Origin of the sequence: Phascolarctobacterium succinatutens CAG:287 (assembly GCF_000434895.1) — a bacterium.
Lineage (GTDB): Bacteria > Bacillota > Negativicutes > Acidaminococcales > Acidaminococcaceae > Phascolarctobacterium_A > Phascolarctobacterium_A succinatutens_A.
The window spans coordinates 25,671-44,536 of sequence record NZ_FR892819.1 but is presented as its reverse complement, the minus strand read 5'-3'; the positions used below and the strand labels follow the sequence as shown (position 1 = coordinate 44,536).

General features: G+C 45.7%; 11 protein-coding genes and 2 pseudogenes. All 13 read right to left on the bottom strand.

Features of this window, described 5'->3' with window-relative positions; all coding sequences use genetic code 11:
- Positions 1-23: 23 nt before the first annotated feature.
- The 13 genes and pseudogenes from BN587_RS09800 to BN587_RS09740 all read right to left on the bottom strand — a co-directional run bounded on the left by BN587_RS09800 (position 24) and on the right by BN587_RS09740 (position 18,736).
- On the bottom strand, positions 24-488 hold the full coding sequence (locus BN587_RS09800; protein WP_021720953.1) for a hypothetical protein: 465 nt from the start codon (positions 486-488) through the stop codon (positions 24-26).
- Positions 478-1,144, bottom strand: a pseudogene (locus BN587_RS09795) (response regulator transcription factor). The gene BN587_RS09800 and the pseudogene BN587_RS09795 overlap by 11 nt, the downstream one beginning before the upstream one ends.
- Before the next feature lie 109 nt (positions 1,145-1,253).
- A complete protein-coding gene (locus BN587_RS09790) occupies positions 1,254-1,646 on the bottom strand; it encodes a hypothetical protein (protein WP_021720950.1) in 393 nt (130 codons plus the stop codon).
- A 66-nt stretch (positions 1,647-1,712) separates the two neighbouring features.
- Positions 1,713-5,860: pseudogene (gene rpoC / locus BN587_RS09785) on the bottom strand (DNA-directed RNA polymerase subunit beta').
- Positions 5,861-5,880: 20 nt separating this feature from the next.
- Positions 5,881-9,693 (bottom strand): DNA-directed RNA polymerase subunit beta, encoded by a 3,813-nt coding sequence (gene rpoB / locus BN587_RS09780; RefSeq protein ID WP_021720947.1) that lies wholly within the window; start codon positions 9,691-9,693, stop codon positions 5,881-5,883.
- Between the two features lie 314 nt (positions 9,694-10,007).
- Positions 10,008-11,165 carry a beta-aspartyl-peptidase gene (gene iadA / locus BN587_RS09775; RefSeq protein WP_021720946.1) on the bottom strand — a complete coding sequence of 386 codons (1,158 nt, stop codon included), beginning with the start codon at positions 11,163-11,165 and terminating at the stop codon, positions 10,008-10,010.
- A gap of 71 nt (positions 11,166-11,236) precedes the next feature.
- The gene (gene nhaC / locus BN587_RS09770; RefSeq protein WP_021720945.1) at positions 11,237-12,688 is read right to left on the bottom strand and encodes a Na+/H+ antiporter NhaC; all 1,452 of its coding nucleotides are present in this window, start codon (positions 12,686-12,688) and stop codon (positions 11,237-11,239) included.
- Positions 12,689-13,033: 345 nt separating this feature from the next.
- Entirely contained in the window at positions 13,034-13,915 is an 882-nt protein-coding gene (locus BN587_RS09765; RefSeq protein WP_021720944.1) for a LysR family transcriptional regulator, read from the bottom strand.
- 20 nt (positions 13,916-13,935) lie between these two features.
- Positions 13,936-15,231: a glutathionylspermidine synthase family protein gene (locus tag BN587_RS09760; RefSeq protein ID WP_021720943.1), complete on the bottom strand. Its 1,296-nt coding sequence runs from the start codon at positions 15,229-15,231 to the stop codon at positions 13,936-13,938.
- A 10-nt stretch (positions 15,232-15,241) separates the two neighbouring features.
- Positions 15,242-15,685 (bottom strand): hypothetical protein, encoded by a 444-nt coding sequence (locus tag BN587_RS09755; RefSeq protein ID WP_021720942.1) that lies wholly within the window; start codon positions 15,683-15,685, stop codon positions 15,242-15,244.
- 206 nt (positions 15,686-15,891) lie between these two features.
- Complete coding sequence (locus BN587_RS11535; RefSeq protein ID WP_021720941.1) at positions 15,892-16,881, bottom strand: hypothetical protein; 990 nt, start codon at positions 16,879-16,881, stop codon at positions 15,892-15,894.
- 150 nt (positions 16,882-17,031) lie between these two features.
- Positions 17,032-17,790 carry a hypothetical protein gene (locus BN587_RS09745; RefSeq protein WP_021720940.1) on the bottom strand — a complete coding sequence of 253 codons (759 nt, stop codon included), beginning with the start codon at positions 17,788-17,790 and terminating at the stop codon, positions 17,032-17,034.
- Positions 17,765-18,736 carry a hypothetical protein gene (locus tag BN587_RS09740; RefSeq protein WP_021720939.1) on the bottom strand — a complete coding sequence of 324 codons (972 nt, stop codon included), beginning with the start codon at positions 18,734-18,736 and terminating at the stop codon, positions 17,765-17,767. The genes BN587_RS09745 and BN587_RS09740 overlap by 26 nt, the downstream gene beginning before the upstream one ends.
- Between the last annotated feature and the right edge of the window lie 130 nt (positions 18,737-18,866).

Genomic DNA, 18,866 nt, shown 5'->3' with positions numbered 1-18,866 from the left:
AAGCTACGTAGTAATATATCGGCTTAGCCTTTTTTTGCCATCAGCACAATCCAGCTTTTGTCAGCATCAATAACAGGAGCAACAGCAGCCAAATAACGATAACGCTCGCCGTTTGCTCCATGCATCCGCAAAAGGCGCGATGTATTCAGCTCTTTCGGCCAGTCAGCTTTATGCTGCATAATTTCCTGTCCGGCCTCGCCCTGCCCCAGCTGGTTCAAAATAACTCTCGTACCCTCCGCATCCACAAAGTAAGCAAGCATCTTGCCGCTGCGGATAGCTGCTTCAGAACAGGAAGCCTCCTCGGACTCCACCCATTCCTCGCCCTCATGGTAAATCTGCGCTACAAGGTTTTCCTTTTCATGCGGCAATATCTCCCACCAGATAAAGGTATAGGCAGCAGCCACAATTACCAAAATCAAAGCACCGAAGATGACTGCATATAAACAGGTCATACGCCTGCGCAGCTTTTCAAAAGGCTTATTCCACATAATAGCCTACGCCCCGCATTGTTTTAATCAGCTCCTCGCCGTTCAGCTCCATTATCTTTTTGCGCAGCAGACGAATATGCACATCCAGATTGTTGTCAGTCACATCGCTGTCAATGCCCCAGATACGATCCTGCAGAACCGCACGCGGCATAACCTGCCCACGGTTACGCAAAAGCAGCTCCAGCAGCTTGAATTCACGCGGTCGCAGTTCTACGCGCTGTTCGCCATAGGCAAGGCAATAGGTAGAGCTTTCCAAGGTATAAGCACCGTAACGTAGCTTTTCCGCACTGTACTGTCCCTGGCAGCGGCACAAGGCATTCAGACGCGCCACCAGCTCCTCCAGCTCAAAGGGCTTTACCAGATAATCATCAGCACCGCTATTTAACCCTTCTACATTATCAGCCAGTGTATCCTTAGCCGTCAGCAGCAGTATTTTACCCTGATAATCCTCGCCACGCAAGCGCTTCCACAGTTCAAGCCCGCTCAAAAGCGGCATCATCCAGTCCAATACCAGCACATCATAGACATACAGCATACACAGCATCGTAGGCAGCCTCGCCATCCTGCACCCAGTTCACAGTTATATTTTGTTTTTTCAGCAGCATGCTCAAAAGCTTGCCTAAATTTATATCATCCTCAGCTAATAAAATCTTCATTGCTTCCGCCTCCGTTACAGCTATTGTATCACAATGCAGTATAGGCAGGTAAAACTAATTTAAGCTGAAAAAAATCGCTGCCGAGGCATTGCCTTCAGCAGCGATTGTCTTACATGATATATCTGTTCAGTGGCGGCACTATTTCCGCATAGGTGCCTTTTTTATTGGCCAGCATAAGATTAATGGCCCATACTGCCTGCCCACGATCATCCTCCGTGCGTGTAGCCTGCAGCTTACGACTGGTACCTGTAAAACTCACAATGCCTTCCAGCTCCAGTAAAAGCGGCATATCATCGCGTCTGTAGCCTTCCAGACACTGGTCAGAAAACATTACGGTCAGCATCAGCATATCGTCCATACGCCAGCATTCCAGGCGATAGGCGCGGCCATCGCTCAGCTTGCCGTTATAATAGCCGACATCCTGCACGCCATCCTCATCAGGCTCATAGGGAGAAGGCACGTAGTCAACGCGACAGGGAACAGGAAATTTTTTTATCAGCATAAATCGTTCTCCTCATAGAGCAAAGCGCCTCAGAGCCTAAGGCTTTGAGGCGCACTTGCTTATACGTTATTCCTTATCAGTAGTTTCCTCTGCTTCAGCTTCAGCAGTTTGAACTTCCGGCATCGGAACATTATATTTTACTTTGATATCACGGTAACGGCTCATACCAGTACCAGCCGGAATAAGCTTACCAATGATAACGTTTTCTTTCAGGCCCAGCAACGGGTCAACCTTGCCTTTGATAGCGGCATCGGTGAGTACGCGGGTGGTTTCCTGGAAGGAAGCGGCAGACAGGAAGGAATCGGTAGCCAAAGAAGCTTTGGTGATACCCAGCAGAATAGCGCGGCCTTCTGCAGGAGTCTTGCCTGCTTCCAGCATCTCGGTATTCTGATCTTCAAATTCTGCCACATCAACGTCTTCACCCGGCAGCATCGTAGTATCGCCGGATTCCTCGATGCGGATTTTGCGCATCATCTGACGAACCATAACCTCGATGTGCTTACTGTTGATATCTACGCCCTGAGACTTATAAACGCCAACTACCTGAGATACCAGATAGTTCTGGGTAGCCTTGACGCCGCTGATACGCAGTACGTCATGCGGGTTAAGAGAGCCTTCAGTCAGGCGGTCACCCTTAGCGATTTCCTCGCCCTCAACAACAGACAGCTTAGCACCATAAGGAATCTGGTATTCCTGGTTTTCGCCATCCAGTGCCATCACAGTTACCTTGCGGCTGTTGCCTTCCTGGGTAATATGTACGTGACCGGAAACCTCGGACAGAATGCCAGGATGCTTCGGCTTACGTGCTTCGAACAGTTCCTCGACACGCGGCAGACCTTGGGTAATATCATCAGCACCTGCAACGCCGCCGGTATGGAAGGTACGCATGGTCAGCTGAGTACCAGGTTCACCGATGGACTGTGCAGCGATAGTGCCGACTGCCTCACCTACATCAACGTTCTTGCCGGTTGCCAGGTTACGGCCATAGCACTTGCGGCAAACGCCGAATTTAGCCTTACAGGTCAGTACACTACGGATCTTAACCTTTTCACGCAGCTGGCAGATGCGTTCTGCCATAGGCTCGGTAACATATTCATTGATATGATAGAGAATTTCACCATTTTCATCCAGAATATCCTCAGCCAGGTTACGGCCAATGATACGGTCATGCAATGTTTCAATGATGGTTTTCTCTTTCTTGCCTTCGGTAATTGCCTCAACCTCAATTCCAGCAATTTCGTTGTTGCGGATACGCATTTCCTTAACAGTACCGTCAGCCAAAATAGCGTTGATAATGTCTTCGGTCATGGTGTCGCCGGTATGTGCCAGCACTTCGCCTGCACCGTTAACGATATCAGCTGCTACCTCTTTATTGTTGAAGTTATGCATCATAGCTTCCTTCAGCACATTATGTGCAAAGGTGTCGCTGATGTTGATGCGGACAGTTTCAATATCCTCACCATTCATATCTTCATCAGAGTAGAGGTTAATCTCTTCAATCTTAGCATCATTGAGTTTAGCGAAAAGCTCTTCAGTGATGTTGGTATCTGCTTCTGCAATCAGGTTGCCTTCTGCGTCATGTACGCCGGAAGCCAGAGTGCGGCCCATAACCTTTTCGCGGATTTTGTTCTGGCTTGCACCAAGAACAGCCTTGCTCAGACGGCTACGTTCCTTAACCAGGTTCATACCTACAATATCGCAATCATCCTCACGTACAATTACGTCCTGAGCAACGTCAACCAGACGACGAGTCAGGTAACCGGAGTCAGCAGTACGCAATGCAGTATCGGCCAAGCCTTTACGAGCACCATGAGAAGAAATGAAGTATTCCAAAATGGTCAGGCCTTCACGGAAGTTGGATTTGATAGGACGGTCAATGATACGACCGGAAGGATCGGCCATCAAACCACGCATACCGGCCAGCTGACGAATCTGCTGTTTGTTACCGCGGGCACCGGAGTCCGCCATCATGGAAACAGGATTGAACTTGTTCATGGTGGATTTCATCAGCTTATCGGTAACCTTATCGGTTGCTTCGTTCCACAGATCGATTACCTTACGATAACGTTCGTCATCGCTCATCAAGCCACGGCGGAAGAGGCGCTCAACCTTATCAACCTCATGCTCTGTTGCTTCCAGAATAACTTCTTTTTCAGCAGGAATCTGAATATCAGAGGTTGCGATAGAAATACCGGACTTACAAGCATTATCGTAACCCATCTTTTTAACAATATCCAGAATCTCGGCAGTACGCAGGTTGCCGTACAGCTTATGAGCTTTAGCAACGAGTTTGCCCAATTCTTTTTTGTCAATCAGCTTGCCAAGGTGCCAACGTTCAATCTCAACGGTTTCTTCAACAACGTTGCCTTCAGCATCCAGATGCTTTTCAACAACCTGATCTTTTTCTTTATGATAGTAACGCATTTCCAGAGGCAGCTCGCCATTGAAAATAGTATTACCTACAGTTGTAACTACCAGGGACATACCGGTTTCACCGACAGCTGCACCCTTTTCTTCATCATAGATTTCGCTGTTGGGAATATAAACCTCGATAGGTACCTGCAGATCTACCGCATGGTGGAAGTAAGCCAGCTGAGCTTCGTCCACGCTGCTGTAGCGGGTTCCTTCACCCTTAACGTTCGGGTCATCCTTGCTGGTCTTGACGATAGTCAGATAGTAGGAGCCCAAAACCATATCCTGAGTAGGAACAGCAACAGGCTTGCCATCCTTCGGTGCCAGAATATTGTTTACAGACATCATCAACATACGTGCTTCAGCCTGAGCCTCAACGGAAAGCGGCAGATGGACAGCCATCTGGTCACCATCGAAGTCGGCGTTATAAGCGGTACATACCAGAGGATGCAGCTTAATAGCACGGCCTTCAGACAGGATAGGCTCGAATGCCTGAATACCAAGTCTATGCAGAGTCGGTGCACCGGTCAGGAGTAACAGGTAGTCCCTGGATATNNNTTCAGCAGTACCGGATGCTCCTTGATTACCTCTTCCAGAACATCCCATACGGCGTTGGTAGCACGCTCTACCATGCGCTTAGCGCTCTTGATATTGCTTGCTTCACCGCTGTTTACCAAACGCTTCATAACGAAGGGTTTGAACAGCTCCAAAGCCATTTCCTTCGGCAGGCCGCACTGATGCATTTTCAGCTCAGGACCTACTACGATTACGGAACGGCCGGAATAGTCAACACGTTTACCTAACAGGTTCTGACGGAAACGGCCCTGTTTACCTTTGAGCATATCGGACAAGGATTTCAACGGACGATTGCCAGGACCGGTAACCGGACGACCGCGACGACCATTGTCAATCAAAGCATCTACTGCTTCCTGCAGCATACGTTTTTCATTGCGGACAATGATATCAGGCGCATGCAGCTCCAGTAAACGGTTCAAACGGTTGTTACGGTTGATAACGCGGCGATATAAATCATTCAAATCGGAGGTAGCGAAACGGCCACCGTCCAGCTGTACCATTGGGCGCAGCTCAGGCGGAATAACCGGTACTACATCCAAAATCATCCATTCAGGACGGTTGCCGGATTTCAGGAAAGCTTCAGCAACTTCCAGACGACGGATAGCGCGTACACGGCGCTGACCGCTCAGCTCCTTCATATCATGGCGCAATTGCTCTGTCAAAGCTTCCAGATCAATAGCTTGCAGCAGCTCTTTAATAGCCTGCGCACCCATGCCTACACGGATACCTGCTTCAGGATATTTGTCGCGCTTTTCCATATACTCAGGCTCAGTCAGCAGCTGACCTTTAACTAAGTCAGTGCCTTCACCCGGATCAAGAACGATAAATTTAGCAAAATACAGAACCTGCTCCAGGCTTTTCGGAGAAATATCCAGCATCAGGCCCATACGGCTGGGGATACCCTTGAAGTACCATATATGGGAAACCGGCGCAGCCAGCTCGATGTGGCCCATACGGTCACGACGAACCTTGCTGCGGGTTACTTCAACGCCGCACTTATCGCAGACAATGCCCTTATAACGGATGCGTTTATATTTGCCGCAATGACATTCCCAATCCTTAGTAGGGCCAAAGATTCTTTCGCAGAACAGGCCATCACGTTCCGGCTTCAGGGTTCTATAATTGATGGTTTCGGGTTTTTTTACCTCACCGTAAGACCAGGCTCTAATCTGGTCAGGAGAGGCCAAACCGATACGCATAGACACAAAATTATTTACGTCGATCAAGAATCATTCGCTCCCTTCTCTTACATATTATCCGGATCATTTAAGTCACCGTCGGGATTATCGGTAATTGTGAAATTACCCATATCAGCAATGATATCCCCGGAGTCACTTACATCCTCGGTAGCGTCATTATCAGCATAATCATCAACAGGCTTTTCAGGTGCATTTTCAATTACCTGGCCGTTGATATCCATGTCCATTTCGCGAGCGGTGGTTGCGATATCTTCATCATCATCGTCACGCAAGGAAACCTCTTCTTCGTCCTCGTTGAGAACCTTGATATCCAGGCCGATAGACTGCAGCTCCTTAACAAGTACCTTGAAGGATTCAGGAATGCCAGGATCAGGCACATTCTCGCCTTTAACAATTGCTTCGTAGGTCTTAACACGGCCAACAACGTCATCGGACTTAACAGTCAGGATTTCCTGCAGGGTGTAAGCAGCGCCGTATGCTTCCAGCGCCCAAACTTCCATCTCACCAAATCTCTGGCCGCCGAACTGTGCCTTACCACCCAACGGCTGCTGGGTAACCAGGGAGTACGGGCCGGTGCTACGTGCATGGATCTTATCGTCAACCAAATGGTGAAGCTTAAGGTAATAGGTCAGACCAACAGTAACAGGGTTATCGAATGGCTCACCGGTACGACCATCATACAGAGTAGTCTTAGCAGTCTTATCAATGCCTGCAAGCTCCAGGGCATCAGCAATATCCTGCTCATGCGCACCGTCGAATACAGGTACAGAAATCTGTACTGCTTTTACGCTCTTGCCACCGAATTTATCAATTTCAACAGTTTCCGGCATACCATATTTTTCATAATCGTAGCCGTAATGCTCTAATTTCTTAGCGGTTTCGGAATTAGCAAGCTCTTCCTTATAAGCTGCTTCAAATTCCGGAGTACCTTCTGCTGCACCAGTCTTTTCAACTGCGTTCAGCTTAGCTGCCAGGTTGGTAGTATCAATCTCCATACCCAGCGCACGTGCTGCCCATCCCAGATGGTTCTCCAGCACCTGTCCGATGTTCATACGGGAAGGTACGCCCAGCGGATTCAGTACGATATGTACCGGTTCGCCGGTAGGCAGGAACGGCATATCCTCACGCGCCATGATGCGGGAAACGACACCCTTGTTACCATGACGACCTGCCATCTTATCGCCTTCGGAGATTTTACGTTTTTGGGCAATATGTACACGAACCTGTTCGTTTACTCCCGGCGGCAGGTCATCGCCGTTTTCACGGCTGAATACCTTAACGCTGACAATCTTACCAGCTTCGCCGTGCGGTACACGCAGGGAGCTGTCACGTACTTCACGTGCTTTTTCACCAAAGATAGCACGCAGCAGACGTTCTTCAGCAGTCAGCTCGGTTTCGCCTTTCGGAGTAACCTTACCTACCAGAATATCGCCAGGACGTACTTCAGCACCAATGCGGATAATACCACGCTCGTCCAGATCCTTCAGAGCTTCGTCAGATACGTTAGGAATCTCGCGGGTGATTTCCTCTTTGCCAAGCTTGGTATCACGGGCATCACAGTCATATTCTTCAATATGGATAGAAGTAAAGATATCAGCCTTTACCAGGTCCTCGTTCAGCAGAACAGCATCCTCGTAGTTATAGCCTTCCCAAGGCATATAAGCAACGATTACGTTGTGGCCTAAAGCCAGCTCGCCGTGATTGGTAGCCGGGCCATCTGCCAGAATCTGCTTTTCAACAACCTTGTCGCCTTTGAAGACGATAGGGCGCTGGTTAACGCAGGTACCTTGGTTAGAACGTTTGAATTTCAGCAGCGGATATACGTCTACCTCGCCATTTTCAGCACGTACACGGATTTCGTTGCCTACTACGCGGATAACCTCGCCGGCACGTTTAGCCAGGACGCAGACACCGGAGTCAGAAGCAACCTTGTATTCCATACCGGTACCGATAATCGGAGCCTGAGTACAGAGCAGAGGTACAGCCTGACGCTGCATGTTCGCACCCATCAGAGCACGGTTAGCGTCATCGTTTTCCAGGAACGGAATCAGTGCAGTTGCGATAGATACTACCTGTTTAGGAGAAACGTCCATCAGGTCTACTTTATCAGGAGTAATAGACAGAACATCATCCTTAGCACGGGCAGTTACACGCTCGCCCATAAAGTAGCCATCATCATCCAACGGTTCGTTGGCCTGTGCTACGATATATTTATCCTCTTCATCAGCAGTCATGTATCTGATTTCTTCAGTTACACGTTTATTTGCTTTATCAACAACACGATACGGAGTTTCCATGAAACCGTATTCATTGATAACAGCATAGGTAGACAAGGAACCGATCAAACCGATGTTAGGACCTTCAGGCGTCTCGATAGGACACATACGGCCATAGTGGGAGTTGTGTACGTCGCGGACTTCGTAGCCTGCACGCTCACGGGACAGACCGCCAGGGCCGAGGGCAGACAAACGACGTTTATGAGTCAGCTCTGCCAGCGGGTTGTTCTGGTCCATAAACTGGGACAGCTGGCTGCTGCCGAAGAATTCCTTAATAGCAGCAACTACAGGACGGATGTTGATCAGCGCCTGCGGAGTAATAGCCTCATTGTCCTGAATTGTCATACGTTCTTTAACAACGCGTTCCATACGGGACAGGCCGATACGGAATTGGTTTTGCAGCAATTCGCCAACGCAGCGTACACGACGATTGCCCAAATGGTCAATATCATCGCCGGTACCATGACCATCCATCAGGTTCAGCAGATAGTTAAAGGAAGTAAATACATCCTCTTGGGTAACTGTATGCAGTTTTGCATCAATGCCGGTGGTAAACATCAGCAGCATATCTGCTTCATGATTTTTAACCTTAACAGCACGCAGGCCACGTTCACTGTAGACACCGCTCTCTTCAATCTTATCCAGATTTTCGTCGGTCATCTTAGTGCCTTCCGGCAGGATGATTTCGCCAGTTTCTTCATTAACAATAGGTTCAGCCAGTACAGTACCGCTCAAACGGTTGCGCCAGCCAAGCTTCTTGTTGAGCTTATAACGGCCAACATTAGCCAGATCATAACGCTTGCTGTCGAAGAAGGTATTCTCAATCAGCTGTACAGCGTTTTCCAGGATAACAGGCTCGCCAGGACGCAGCTTTCTGTAAAGCTCCAGCATTGCTTCATCTTTGTTGGTAGTGGTATCCTTCTCCAGGGTAGCCAGCAATGCAGGATGATTGCCGAAGCATGCGATAATCTCATCATTAGAGGATAAGCCTAAAGCACGCAGCAGCACTGTTGCCGGAACCTTACGGGTACGGTCTACACGAGCAGAGATAATATCATTGATATCAGTTTCATATTCAATCCAAGCGCCACGGTTAGGAATTACGGTAGTACCATAAATCTTTTTGCCGCTCGGATCCATAGTTACACTATAATAAACGCCAGGAGAACGTACCAGCTGGCTGACTATAACACGTTCAGCACCATTGATAACAAAGGTACCGGTATCAGTCATCAGCGGGAAGTCACCCATAAACACAGAGGATTCTTTCATCTCGCCAGAGTCATCTTTGAAAACGAGACGAGCTTTTACGTTCATTGGTGCAGAATAAGATTCATCTCTCTCCTTACACTCTTCAACACTATATTTAGGAGCTCCTAATTCAAAGCTTTCGAAGTAAAGCTCCAGATTGCCTGCAAAGTCTTTAATAGGAGAAATGTCATGCAGAATCTCCATAAGGCCCTTCTGAATGAACCACTCATAGGACTTTCTTTGAATATCAATCAAATGCGGCATAGCCAGAATTTCATTGATTCTCGCATAACTATACCGAGTCCTATCACCTACTGGAACCGGTTTAAACATGTAATTCCTCACCCCTTCTTGTATTATCAGCATACTAAACTTGGCAGCATCACTCCCGACAAAAAAAACAACAAGGTTCTTACCACAAGGACCTTGTCAGTTGTCTTCGATGAGCAGCCTCATCTTTCATTATAAGCAAGATACGCCGTTCAACCACTGACCCGGCAGTATTTGTTGTCAAAATTTACACCTGCAAAAATAATAATGATGTAGTATGATATGTTATCATAAATAATGCAAATTGTCAAGATTTAGCTCAAAAAAAATTACAGACACCTCATTTTTATGGGTGTCTGTAACTTTATAGCCACGTCTTATTCAAAACGTCCTTTAAGTACAATCTCTTTATCCAGCAGAGCTACCTGGCCTTTAGCAAACAATGCGTCAATATCCAGGTTTTCGTCAAGAACCAACAGGTCAGCGTCCGCGCCAACTGCAACACAACCCTTAACGCCAGTCTTGCCCAGCAGCTCGGCAGGTGTAGAGGTCAGCAGCTTAATAGCCTCTTCAAGCGGCAGGCCGCGGCGTACCAGGCTCTTGATCGTCAGATGCAGATATTTAGGAGAGCAGTAGGTGAGACCAATGCAGTCACCATTTTCATTGAACTTAGGTTGGGAACCGAAAGCATCACTGCTCATCGTCAGATGATCAGTGCTCATACCCTCCCAGCTCAGGATTTCCATAATCTGCTCTGCGCCGATTTCCATATCCTCATCAGTGCTGCCGGCAGTCATGTCGAAGTAACCGCCGCGACGTACAAGCTTTGCACCTTCTTCCATCAGCTCGCGAGTACGCAGCATATGAGTCGGCAGGAAGTTTTTGGCAGGAACATCGGAATGGTCCAGTGCGTAGAACAGCGGGTCCAGCTTACCAACACCGGAACCCATATGCATGGTTACCAGGCCGGCAACGTTGGCCAACAGGCCACCGCGACGGGTTGCGGTAGCAACCTCAATCAGCTCCGGTCCCTGAGGATTAGAGCTACGATGATCGCTTACTGCAATCTTGGTGCCGATAATCGGTGGAACCATCATGATATCCTTTTCGATAGAACCGGTAATGGTCGGAGAAGGGATACCGTAAGCACCGGTCAGGCAGTAGGCGGTAATGCCTTCTTCCGTCAGTGCGCGTGCTTTAGCTACCAGGTTTTCTACGCTTCTGGTCACACCATCTGTACCCAGCAGGCCCAGAACAGTAGTAATACCGCAGCTGGTAATCTGGCTCAGCATTGCTTCGGGTACGCGGGAAGCAGGTCCCTGCTCACCGCCGCCGCCGGTGATATGCATATGCATATCAATATAACCGGGCAACAGCTTTTTGCCGCTGAAATCAAATACCTCAACCTCAGGCATACCTTCGTAGCCTTCGATTTTATCAGCAATACGCACTACCTTATCTGCAATAACCAGCACATCTTTTTTACCAAGATGCGCAGGTGCATAAACGTCAGCGTTTCTAATTAACTTAATCAAAATGTGTCACTTTTCCTTTCATTGTGTACTAAGCAGCTGCTCAGTACTGCCGACTTGCTTGCGCAATCGGCTTATTTCTTTTCGTCTTCCAGCTTAGCAATACCGATACCGGTGTAGCCGTAGAACAGAGCGATAATGAAACCGGTGTAGCAAAGAATTGCCCACGGTGCATAATCCAGAGTTTCAATGCCGGTGCAGGCGGTCATATAAGCACCTGCTGCAGACCAGGGAACCAACGGTACAAATACAGTACCTGCATCCTCCAAGGTACGGGACAGGTTCTTAGCAGCAAGGCCTCTTGCTTTATAAGCATCACGGAACATTTCACCGGGAATCAGAATGGACAGGTAGGAGTTACCGGTGCACAGGCCCATGGTAATACAGGAAGCAACGGTGGAAGCAATCAGATCGCCGGTGCTCTTAGCAAAGGTCAGGATTTTTTGCAGAACTACATCCAGGCAACCAGCCTTGCTCATGATACCGGCAAAGCAGAATGCGCAGAATACCAGCAGAGTGGTACCCATGATTTCAGCCATACCGCCGCGGTTCAACAGCTTGATAATCTGTGGAGCAGCAGTAGCAGGGTCAAAGCCAGGAGTGGTCAGCATAGAAATTTTGAAGCCTTTTACGGTAGCCAGCAGCAAATTTTTCAGGTTGATGTTTTGGAAAACCAATGCTTCGGCGCCAGCCAGAACAGTGGAAGCCATCATAACCGGCAGAGTCGGTTTCTTAAAGATAGAGCCTGCCAAAATCAGCAGTACAGGCAGAATCAGCAGAATGTTAAAGTTGTACATGCCATCTAACTGAGTCAGCATAGTGCTTACTGCTTCGGAAGAAACATCGCCGCCGATATTGCCCTTTAAGCCAACGAAAGCATAAACAACCAGGGAAATAATAGTTGCCGGAACGGTAGTCCAGAACATGTGAGCAATGTGCTCATAAAGAGTAGAACCAGCTGCAACCGGTGCCAGGTTAGTGGTATCGGATAGCGGGGAGATTTTATCACCGAAATAAGAACCGGCGATTACAGCACCTGCAGTAGCTGCCAGGTTTACACCCAAAGTGCTGGCAATACCCATCAGTGCAACACCCATGGTAGCAACAGAGCCCCAGGAGGTACCGGTTACGATAGATACAACTGCAGTAATCAGGAACGCAGTTACCAGCATGAAGGTCGGGTTTACAATCTGCACGCCATAATAAATCATCATCGGGATAGTACCGGAAGCCATCCAGGTACCAACCAGCGCACCAACGCAGGTCAGGATCAAAATTGCCGACATGCCCTTGGCAATCTTCTGGCAGATTTCGTCCATCATTTCATCCCAGGTAACACCGACGCGGTAAGCAATCAGGCCGGCAATGGCAGCTACCAAAAGCAGCAGCGGCTCGGTTGCATACCCCAGATAACCTTTGCCGACGGTCAGAATAACCATCATAGCAATAATAGGAATAATAGATTCCGTAAAGGTTGGCATACGCTTATTTGTTTTTTCTTCAGTTTTTTGCATATCCTTTGACATAATACCCTCATTTCTGCCGGTCATATAGCCGGCTTAATTTTGCGCAAGCAACGCTATCTATAAAAATTTTATCATTATAGCTTAATTATCTCAACAGTTTTTCTTTATCTATACTTATTGGAATTTTTCTTGTATACATAAGCAATTTATTCGCCGTTCTGTATTTTGTATACAAAATTTGTACTATAATTCGTGGACATTTGCTTAACCATGCGCTTTTTTATACTAAAAATTTAGGACTTCTTCAAACATGCTGAAGAAGCCCTAAATCAGAAAATCAATAAGATTATTTTTCCTGTTATAGCATTTTGATAAATTATTCTTATATAAAGAACAGAAAGTAAATTAACCCTTTATCTTTTCCTGTGACTCTTTTAAAAGCTCCAAAAAGCGCTTGGTCGGCAAGGTAAAGTTAAATTCATAATCGTAAAGAACCGAAATAGGCATATTTCCCGAATACTTGACTGGGAATTCGACTAATGTTCCCTGCTGCAGTTCCTTCATTACTTTTACCCGCGGTGTCAAAGCTATACCGAGATTCTGCTCAACTGCCATCAGCACGGATTCCGAATCACTGAAGGTCAATATACTTTGCAGACGCGTGAAATCAACCTTCGATTTCAGATGCTTATAATATACCTCGCTTGCAGGATAGGCAATAAAAGGATAATCATAAATATTATTATTTCTGCCCATCTGCTCATACAGTTCTTTGGAGGCTACAAAAACCATCGGCTGATTCCAAAGCTGTACACGCTTGGTATAAAGCGGCTGCACATCAATATGCACAAAGGCAAAATCATACAGCTTTTGCACAAAGGCATCATTGATAGTCGATTCCACCGTCATGCAGCGGTTAACCTCTATATCAAGCTCGGGAAATTCTTTTTTGAGCTTCAGCAGTACTGGTAAAAGGTAAAAGTTTATGCCCTGAGTAGAAACGCCGATTTTTAAGCTGTAATTCTTCTTTTGAAACTGGCGCATTACCTCCTGGCTTTTCTGATAATCAGCCATCAGCTGCTGTGCTATCGGCACAAAATTTTTACCGGCCTGCGTCAGATAAACATTCTTGCCATCTCTGGTAAAAAGAATGACGCCATATTCCTCTTCCAGCGCGTTGATATGATTGCTGATTGTAGGCTGGGTAAAGTTAAGATATTTCGCAGCCTGCGTAAAGCTGCGGCACTGTACTACAGTCAAAAAGGATTGGTACACCTGGATGTTCATTTTATGGACTCCTCAAATTCTTACTTTTCGTCAAGAACAGGTACAAAATATGCTTCTACACCGGTAATTTCTCCCGGCTGCAAACGCACAAAGGTCTCCGACGCTTTACCGTTGATCACAAAGCAGGAATAAGTATACTTGCCAGTTGCCTCACCGTTATCTGTTTCCTGCTGTACATCGGCAGAAGGAACAAACTGCTGGTAAATCAAATCGCAGTCATCGCATTCCTCCGCCTCGTAGCTCAGCGCACCATCAGGCTCTACAATAGCAATGCCTGCACCCTCACGCCCAAAGATAGGCTTCTTAATATAACGCTGTCCAGCCAGCTGCTTGCTGTCCAAATAGGTCGGCGTTAAATGCGCAGCCAACAGTTCTTCCTCCTGCGGTGTCCAGAACAGACGATGCTGATATAAATACCATGCCAGTGCCAGCAGTGCTTTATTCTGCAGTACAATGGATTTTACCGGATTAACCAGATCAACAGCATCGAAATTAGCTAACTCCATGAGCTTTAAGCCAACAGGATAGCCATCCTCGCTTTCATCATCCATCAAAAGCTCCAGCGGATGCAGACGGTACAGTATATCAATTCTATCTTCCTTATGGAATATTTCATTATGAATGTACACTCCGTCATCATGTACTATAAGCTCATCTAAACCGACAAGGCGACAGACAAAGGGCTGCCTGCTCAAAATGCGTTCACGCAACACCTCTTGCACACGCTCAAATAAAAATTTGGCGTTAGCCCAGTCCTCGCTGTAGCCTTTATCAGCAGCAAAAGCAATGCGCACTACATCCTTATCTGCATATTTAGGCTGTTCCAAAAGCTTTAAAAAGGGCTCCGCCAGCTCCTCACCATCCGAACGCGGCTGCAAATGCAGGCCGTACTCCTTAGCAAAATATGCTTCCGCTACCTTGTTGGCATAAAATGTTTCCGGCAAGGCGCAAGGAGTATCCGAATTGATCTCTACCAGCTTATAGCAGCCGTCAGTATTCTTTACAAAGTCAAGACGGCTGATATAGCTCACATGATCCGAGTTATCCGCAAGGATATACGGTGTGAGCTTATCCGTCATATTAAACAGATTAAAGGGCATTGCACCATTATTATTGGTACGCAAAGCCTCTGCCAGGCGTGAGAGTGCTGCTGTAAGGCCGGCACTGATGCGCTGCAGCTCACGCTTATTGGCATTGCTCATAAGCAGCGCGCTGATAGTAGGATAACGGTTTTCCCACTCCGTCGCATCCACATACGGCATAATATTCAAATCAATTTTATCAAGCCAGGTATCAGGCTTACGATATTTATACATCTTCATCACCTCAGGAAATTGCGCTGCCGCTGGAGCGGCTCATGCCACTGCCGATACCGCTTTTACCTGTAGTGCCCGTACTGCCGAGCTTGGAATTTTGCGTGCTTCCTGCAGTTCCCTGCTGCACAGAGGCACCATTAGCTGCATTACTGCTATCTCTGGCCGTAGCTGAACCTGCAGCTGTATTATCCTGCTTCGTATTAGCTGCAGGCGCAGTACGCACACCTGCTGCAGGTCCTACGCCAAAGGTACGACCGATAAAGTACCAGGGAAAGAAGCCATGAAAAAAGCCTCCGCCGTTATTTTCATCCTTCTTTTCATCTTGATTATTCTGAGCAGAGTTATCATTCTTCCACTCACTGTCTTTATCGTTGCCACAGCCTGCAACACCAGTCAGCATTACTGCTATCAGCGTACCAGCTAAAAGCTTTTTACGTTTTTCGTCTGTAAGCATATAAAACTCCTTTATAAAAAATCTCTATCATTTTTACACAGCAATATAGTAGGTCATTTTTTATATTATAGCATAAGAATGTTAGAATGTAATTTTTTTATTAGAAAGCTGAGCTAAGGTGAAAGTATATATTACAAGTGATATCGCTAATTACTTTACAGCCGAAATCCAAGTCAATTATTAATGTATTATCTTGCAAATAAATACTACTTTAAATCACTTATTCCACCTAGCTTATTCATATACATATCTAGCCAATCCTCCCAACAGAATCCACCTATATTTACAATCACAACATGTTCCCATCTATCCTTAATTGACTTGCCTTCAAAGATTTTGGCTTCTAACATTTCTTTGGCAGTCAAGAATTCCTCACCATCAGGTATGTCACAATACCCCACCCAATATAGTTTATCATATTCACGTAAACAGCCAAGGTAATGTTCCTGTTGATTTTTAGGCTCATCATCAAAATAAAATAAGGTTTCATCAACAAGAAAAACTTCATCATGCTCAAATATTTTAAGAAAAAATTCATATGAGTGAATCTTTTCATAACTCATCAACCATGCAAATCCTTTTGCCATACGCAAAGCAGGTTCCTTAAAATGATTTCCCTGATTCCAAACAAGAATACTGCTCAACCTATAATCTTCCAATGATGTATACACATCACGAATATCATTTGCCACCTGTGCCAGAATTTTGTTACGTGTCTTTGCTTCCTTATCGCCAAGACTTAAATAGACTCTATTGGTTAATATTTTGTTGTTATGTACAAAATCAATAAATTTAGGAAACCACACAGACGGAGATACTGCTGCTATACCTTCGAATAAATTTGTTTGATAAGCCGCCCACAATACAAATAATCCGGCTAAGGAATAGCCGCCCGCAAAAATCTTTATATCTTGATGCTCACTTAATAACGGAACAATTACTTCATTTTTTATACGTGTTAGAAGTTTTTCCGCATTGCCAGCAAAGGCAGCATCTCCAAAAATCGGCTCTGCCACCCATGGCGAAAGGTCGTCGTTCCAGCTATCAACCTGCACGGTAATAAACAAAAAATCTGTATTCTGTGTTACGGCTTTTATATGGGACAGTTCATCTTCGATAAACGGCAACTCATGTTCTCCTATTATTTGCAGCAAGACTACTTTTGCGTCGCGATTGCCTTGATAATTGACTTGCATCCCCTACTCACCTCCTGGTTCCGTTGCAAATATTATATATTCTTTGAGGCAGAAAATCAAAAAAACTCCCGACACACCTAAGTGCATCGGGAGTCGGATTGCAGACGAATCAACAATCTGATAGTATCACGGTAGTACCAGCGATTTTTTCTAACGCAACATGTAGTATTGACGAATAAGCTCCAACAGGCTCTCAACTTTCATACCCTTGAGTCCTAAGCTCTTCATATCGACAGGCTCATCAGCTACCTTTGTAATAAACTCCAGCATATCCTCAGCAATCTTATCAGGTAAACTCAAGGACTTACCTTCTAGAAGCAGAGCAGACAAACGAAAAATATCATTCTTATGCTTCTTAATATTCTTGCTGTCTATACTCTCGCCAGAAATTTTTCTCTCAGATAAATCTAGCCAAGCTTTTGCCTTAAACGGAATGATATATTGATAATCCAAGATGCTTATACCATCAATACTAATCCTGCCAGACTTCATGAACTCATAGTACTCATCATTCAGCAAAATAGCTGATAAGCTGATTGACGAATCATCAACATGAATAGGAACAACATTAGCAGCAAAGCTTAACTCCACATTATACGGCGGTCTGCTAAACAATTCTATCATAGCAGGATATTCTTTGCTTATAGGCTTACTGAATCTGTAAAACTCTGGCTTCTGCTTGCTCTTGTCAATATGCTGATATCCAGCCGTCTGTACATACTGCCAAAATTTGCTGACGAACTCCGGTGTAAGCGCTTCTACAATCAGCACAATATCCAAATCCTTAGTAGCCCTAAAAAAACTGTCTTCACTTTCCATATAGATATCACAAGCAGCACCGCCTATGATAACATATTGATCCATAAAGTCACTAAAGCTTTCTTTAAAACTTTTTAATCCAGGTACCATGCTGTCCCTCCCAAACTTCTTCCATAATTCCATCCAGCGCCTGCTCGACGCGTTCATCATGAATATCCATTAGCGACAGAACTAAAGATATCGGATCAGGTATATCCAGCTGCGAAAACAGCAACGGATTATATGACCATAATTGCAATTCACTTTGCTTTTTGTTATCAAGTAATTCACTATGCAGGACACTTAAATCAACATTCTTTCTATACGTAGCATACTTAGCAGGCAAAGTATTGGCAAGCATACTTTTTTCAGCTAACGCATCTTCCCCGGCCAGCACCATTTCCTTCACAAGACATCCATTATCTATATATCCACACTTCCATATCGGTGAATTAAATCTTGCTTTCAATTCCTCAAACAGTTCCTGCTTCGCTAACTGACTGCGCAAAACATTACTCTGCTTGTCCTTCTCTACGTAAAACAATTCGCTGGCTTCAAGCTCACGCATTGCTCGCGTTATACTCATAGCAGAATACGGCAAAAACTCAACAGCTTTTTTTATATAGAGGAAAGGCTCGCGAGAATAAAGATACATCATTGCCAAAAGCTGCGCTGGCAGTGAGAACTTTACTTTTTCATTTTTTTCGTCGCTGACCGCTTGCAAAAACGTTCCCAAAAACGGCAGATAGGCTTGCTTGGCATCCACAATAAAAGGAACCTTCTGTTGAAGCAAGCCTTTCATTTTAGAATATGTTAAGCTTCTCGGATGATAAACGACAGGTAAATTTTTCTCACTGCTTATTTTTTTCATATGATTAACCAGTGTAGGAATCGTAGGCTGCTCATATACAGGAGCTATAGCCAGGAATTTCACTTCATCTATTTCTACCAAAACGTAATCGTAAGCCTCAACAAGCAAACGGCTTAAGCTAGCAAAATCGCTAAATTTTTTGCACACTGCATCTATTCCAAAAATATCTTTCAAGAATTTCTCCATCTCGCTCTCTCCTTTCTAACATATTTTTTATTATTATAACATAAAAATATTATAATGTCATTTTTTATGTTAGAACATTAAGCAAGGTTGAAGCTTATATCTTTATGCCGGTTTTATCGCTGTTTTTATT

Bases quoted from the DNA above. Each gene is read 5' to 3' on its own strand.
- BN587_RS09800 (WP_021720953.1), bottom strand. From the start codon at position 488: ATGTGGAATAAGCCTTTTGAAAAGCTGCGCAGGCGTATGACCTGTTTA.
- BN587_RS09790 (WP_021720950.1), bottom strand. From the start codon at position 1,646: ATGCTGATAAAAAAATTTCCTGTTCCCTGTCGCGTTGACTACGTGCCT.
- rpoB (WP_021720947.1), bottom strand. From the start codon at position 9,693: ATGTTTAAACCGGTTCCAGTAGGTGATAGGACTCGGTATAGTTATGCG.
- nhaC (WP_021720945.1), bottom strand. From the start codon at position 12,688: ATGTCAAAGGATATGCAAAAAACTGAAGAAAAAACAAATAAGCGTATG.
- BN587_RS09765 (WP_021720944.1), bottom strand. From the start codon at position 13,915: ATGAACATCCAGGTGTACCAATCCTTTTTGACTGTAGTACAGTGCCGC.
- BN587_RS09760 (WP_021720943.1), bottom strand. From the start codon at position 15,231: ATGTATAAATATCGTAAGCCTGATACCTGGCTTGATAAAATTGATTTG.
- BN587_RS09755 (WP_021720942.1), bottom strand. From the start codon at position 15,685: ATGCTTACAGACGAAAAACGTAAAAAGCTTTTAGCTGGTACGCTGATA.
- BN587_RS11535 (WP_021720941.1), bottom strand. From the start codon at position 16,881: ATGCAAGTCAATTATCAAGGCAATCGCGACGCAAAAGTAGTCTTGCTG.
- BN587_RS09745 (WP_021720940.1), bottom strand. From the start codon at position 17,790: ATGGTACCTGGATTAAAAAGTTTTAAAGAAAGCTTTAGTGACTTTATG.
- BN587_RS09740 (WP_021720939.1), bottom strand. From the start codon at position 18,736: ATGGAGAAATTCTTGAAAGATATTTTTGGAATAGATGCAGTGTGCAAA.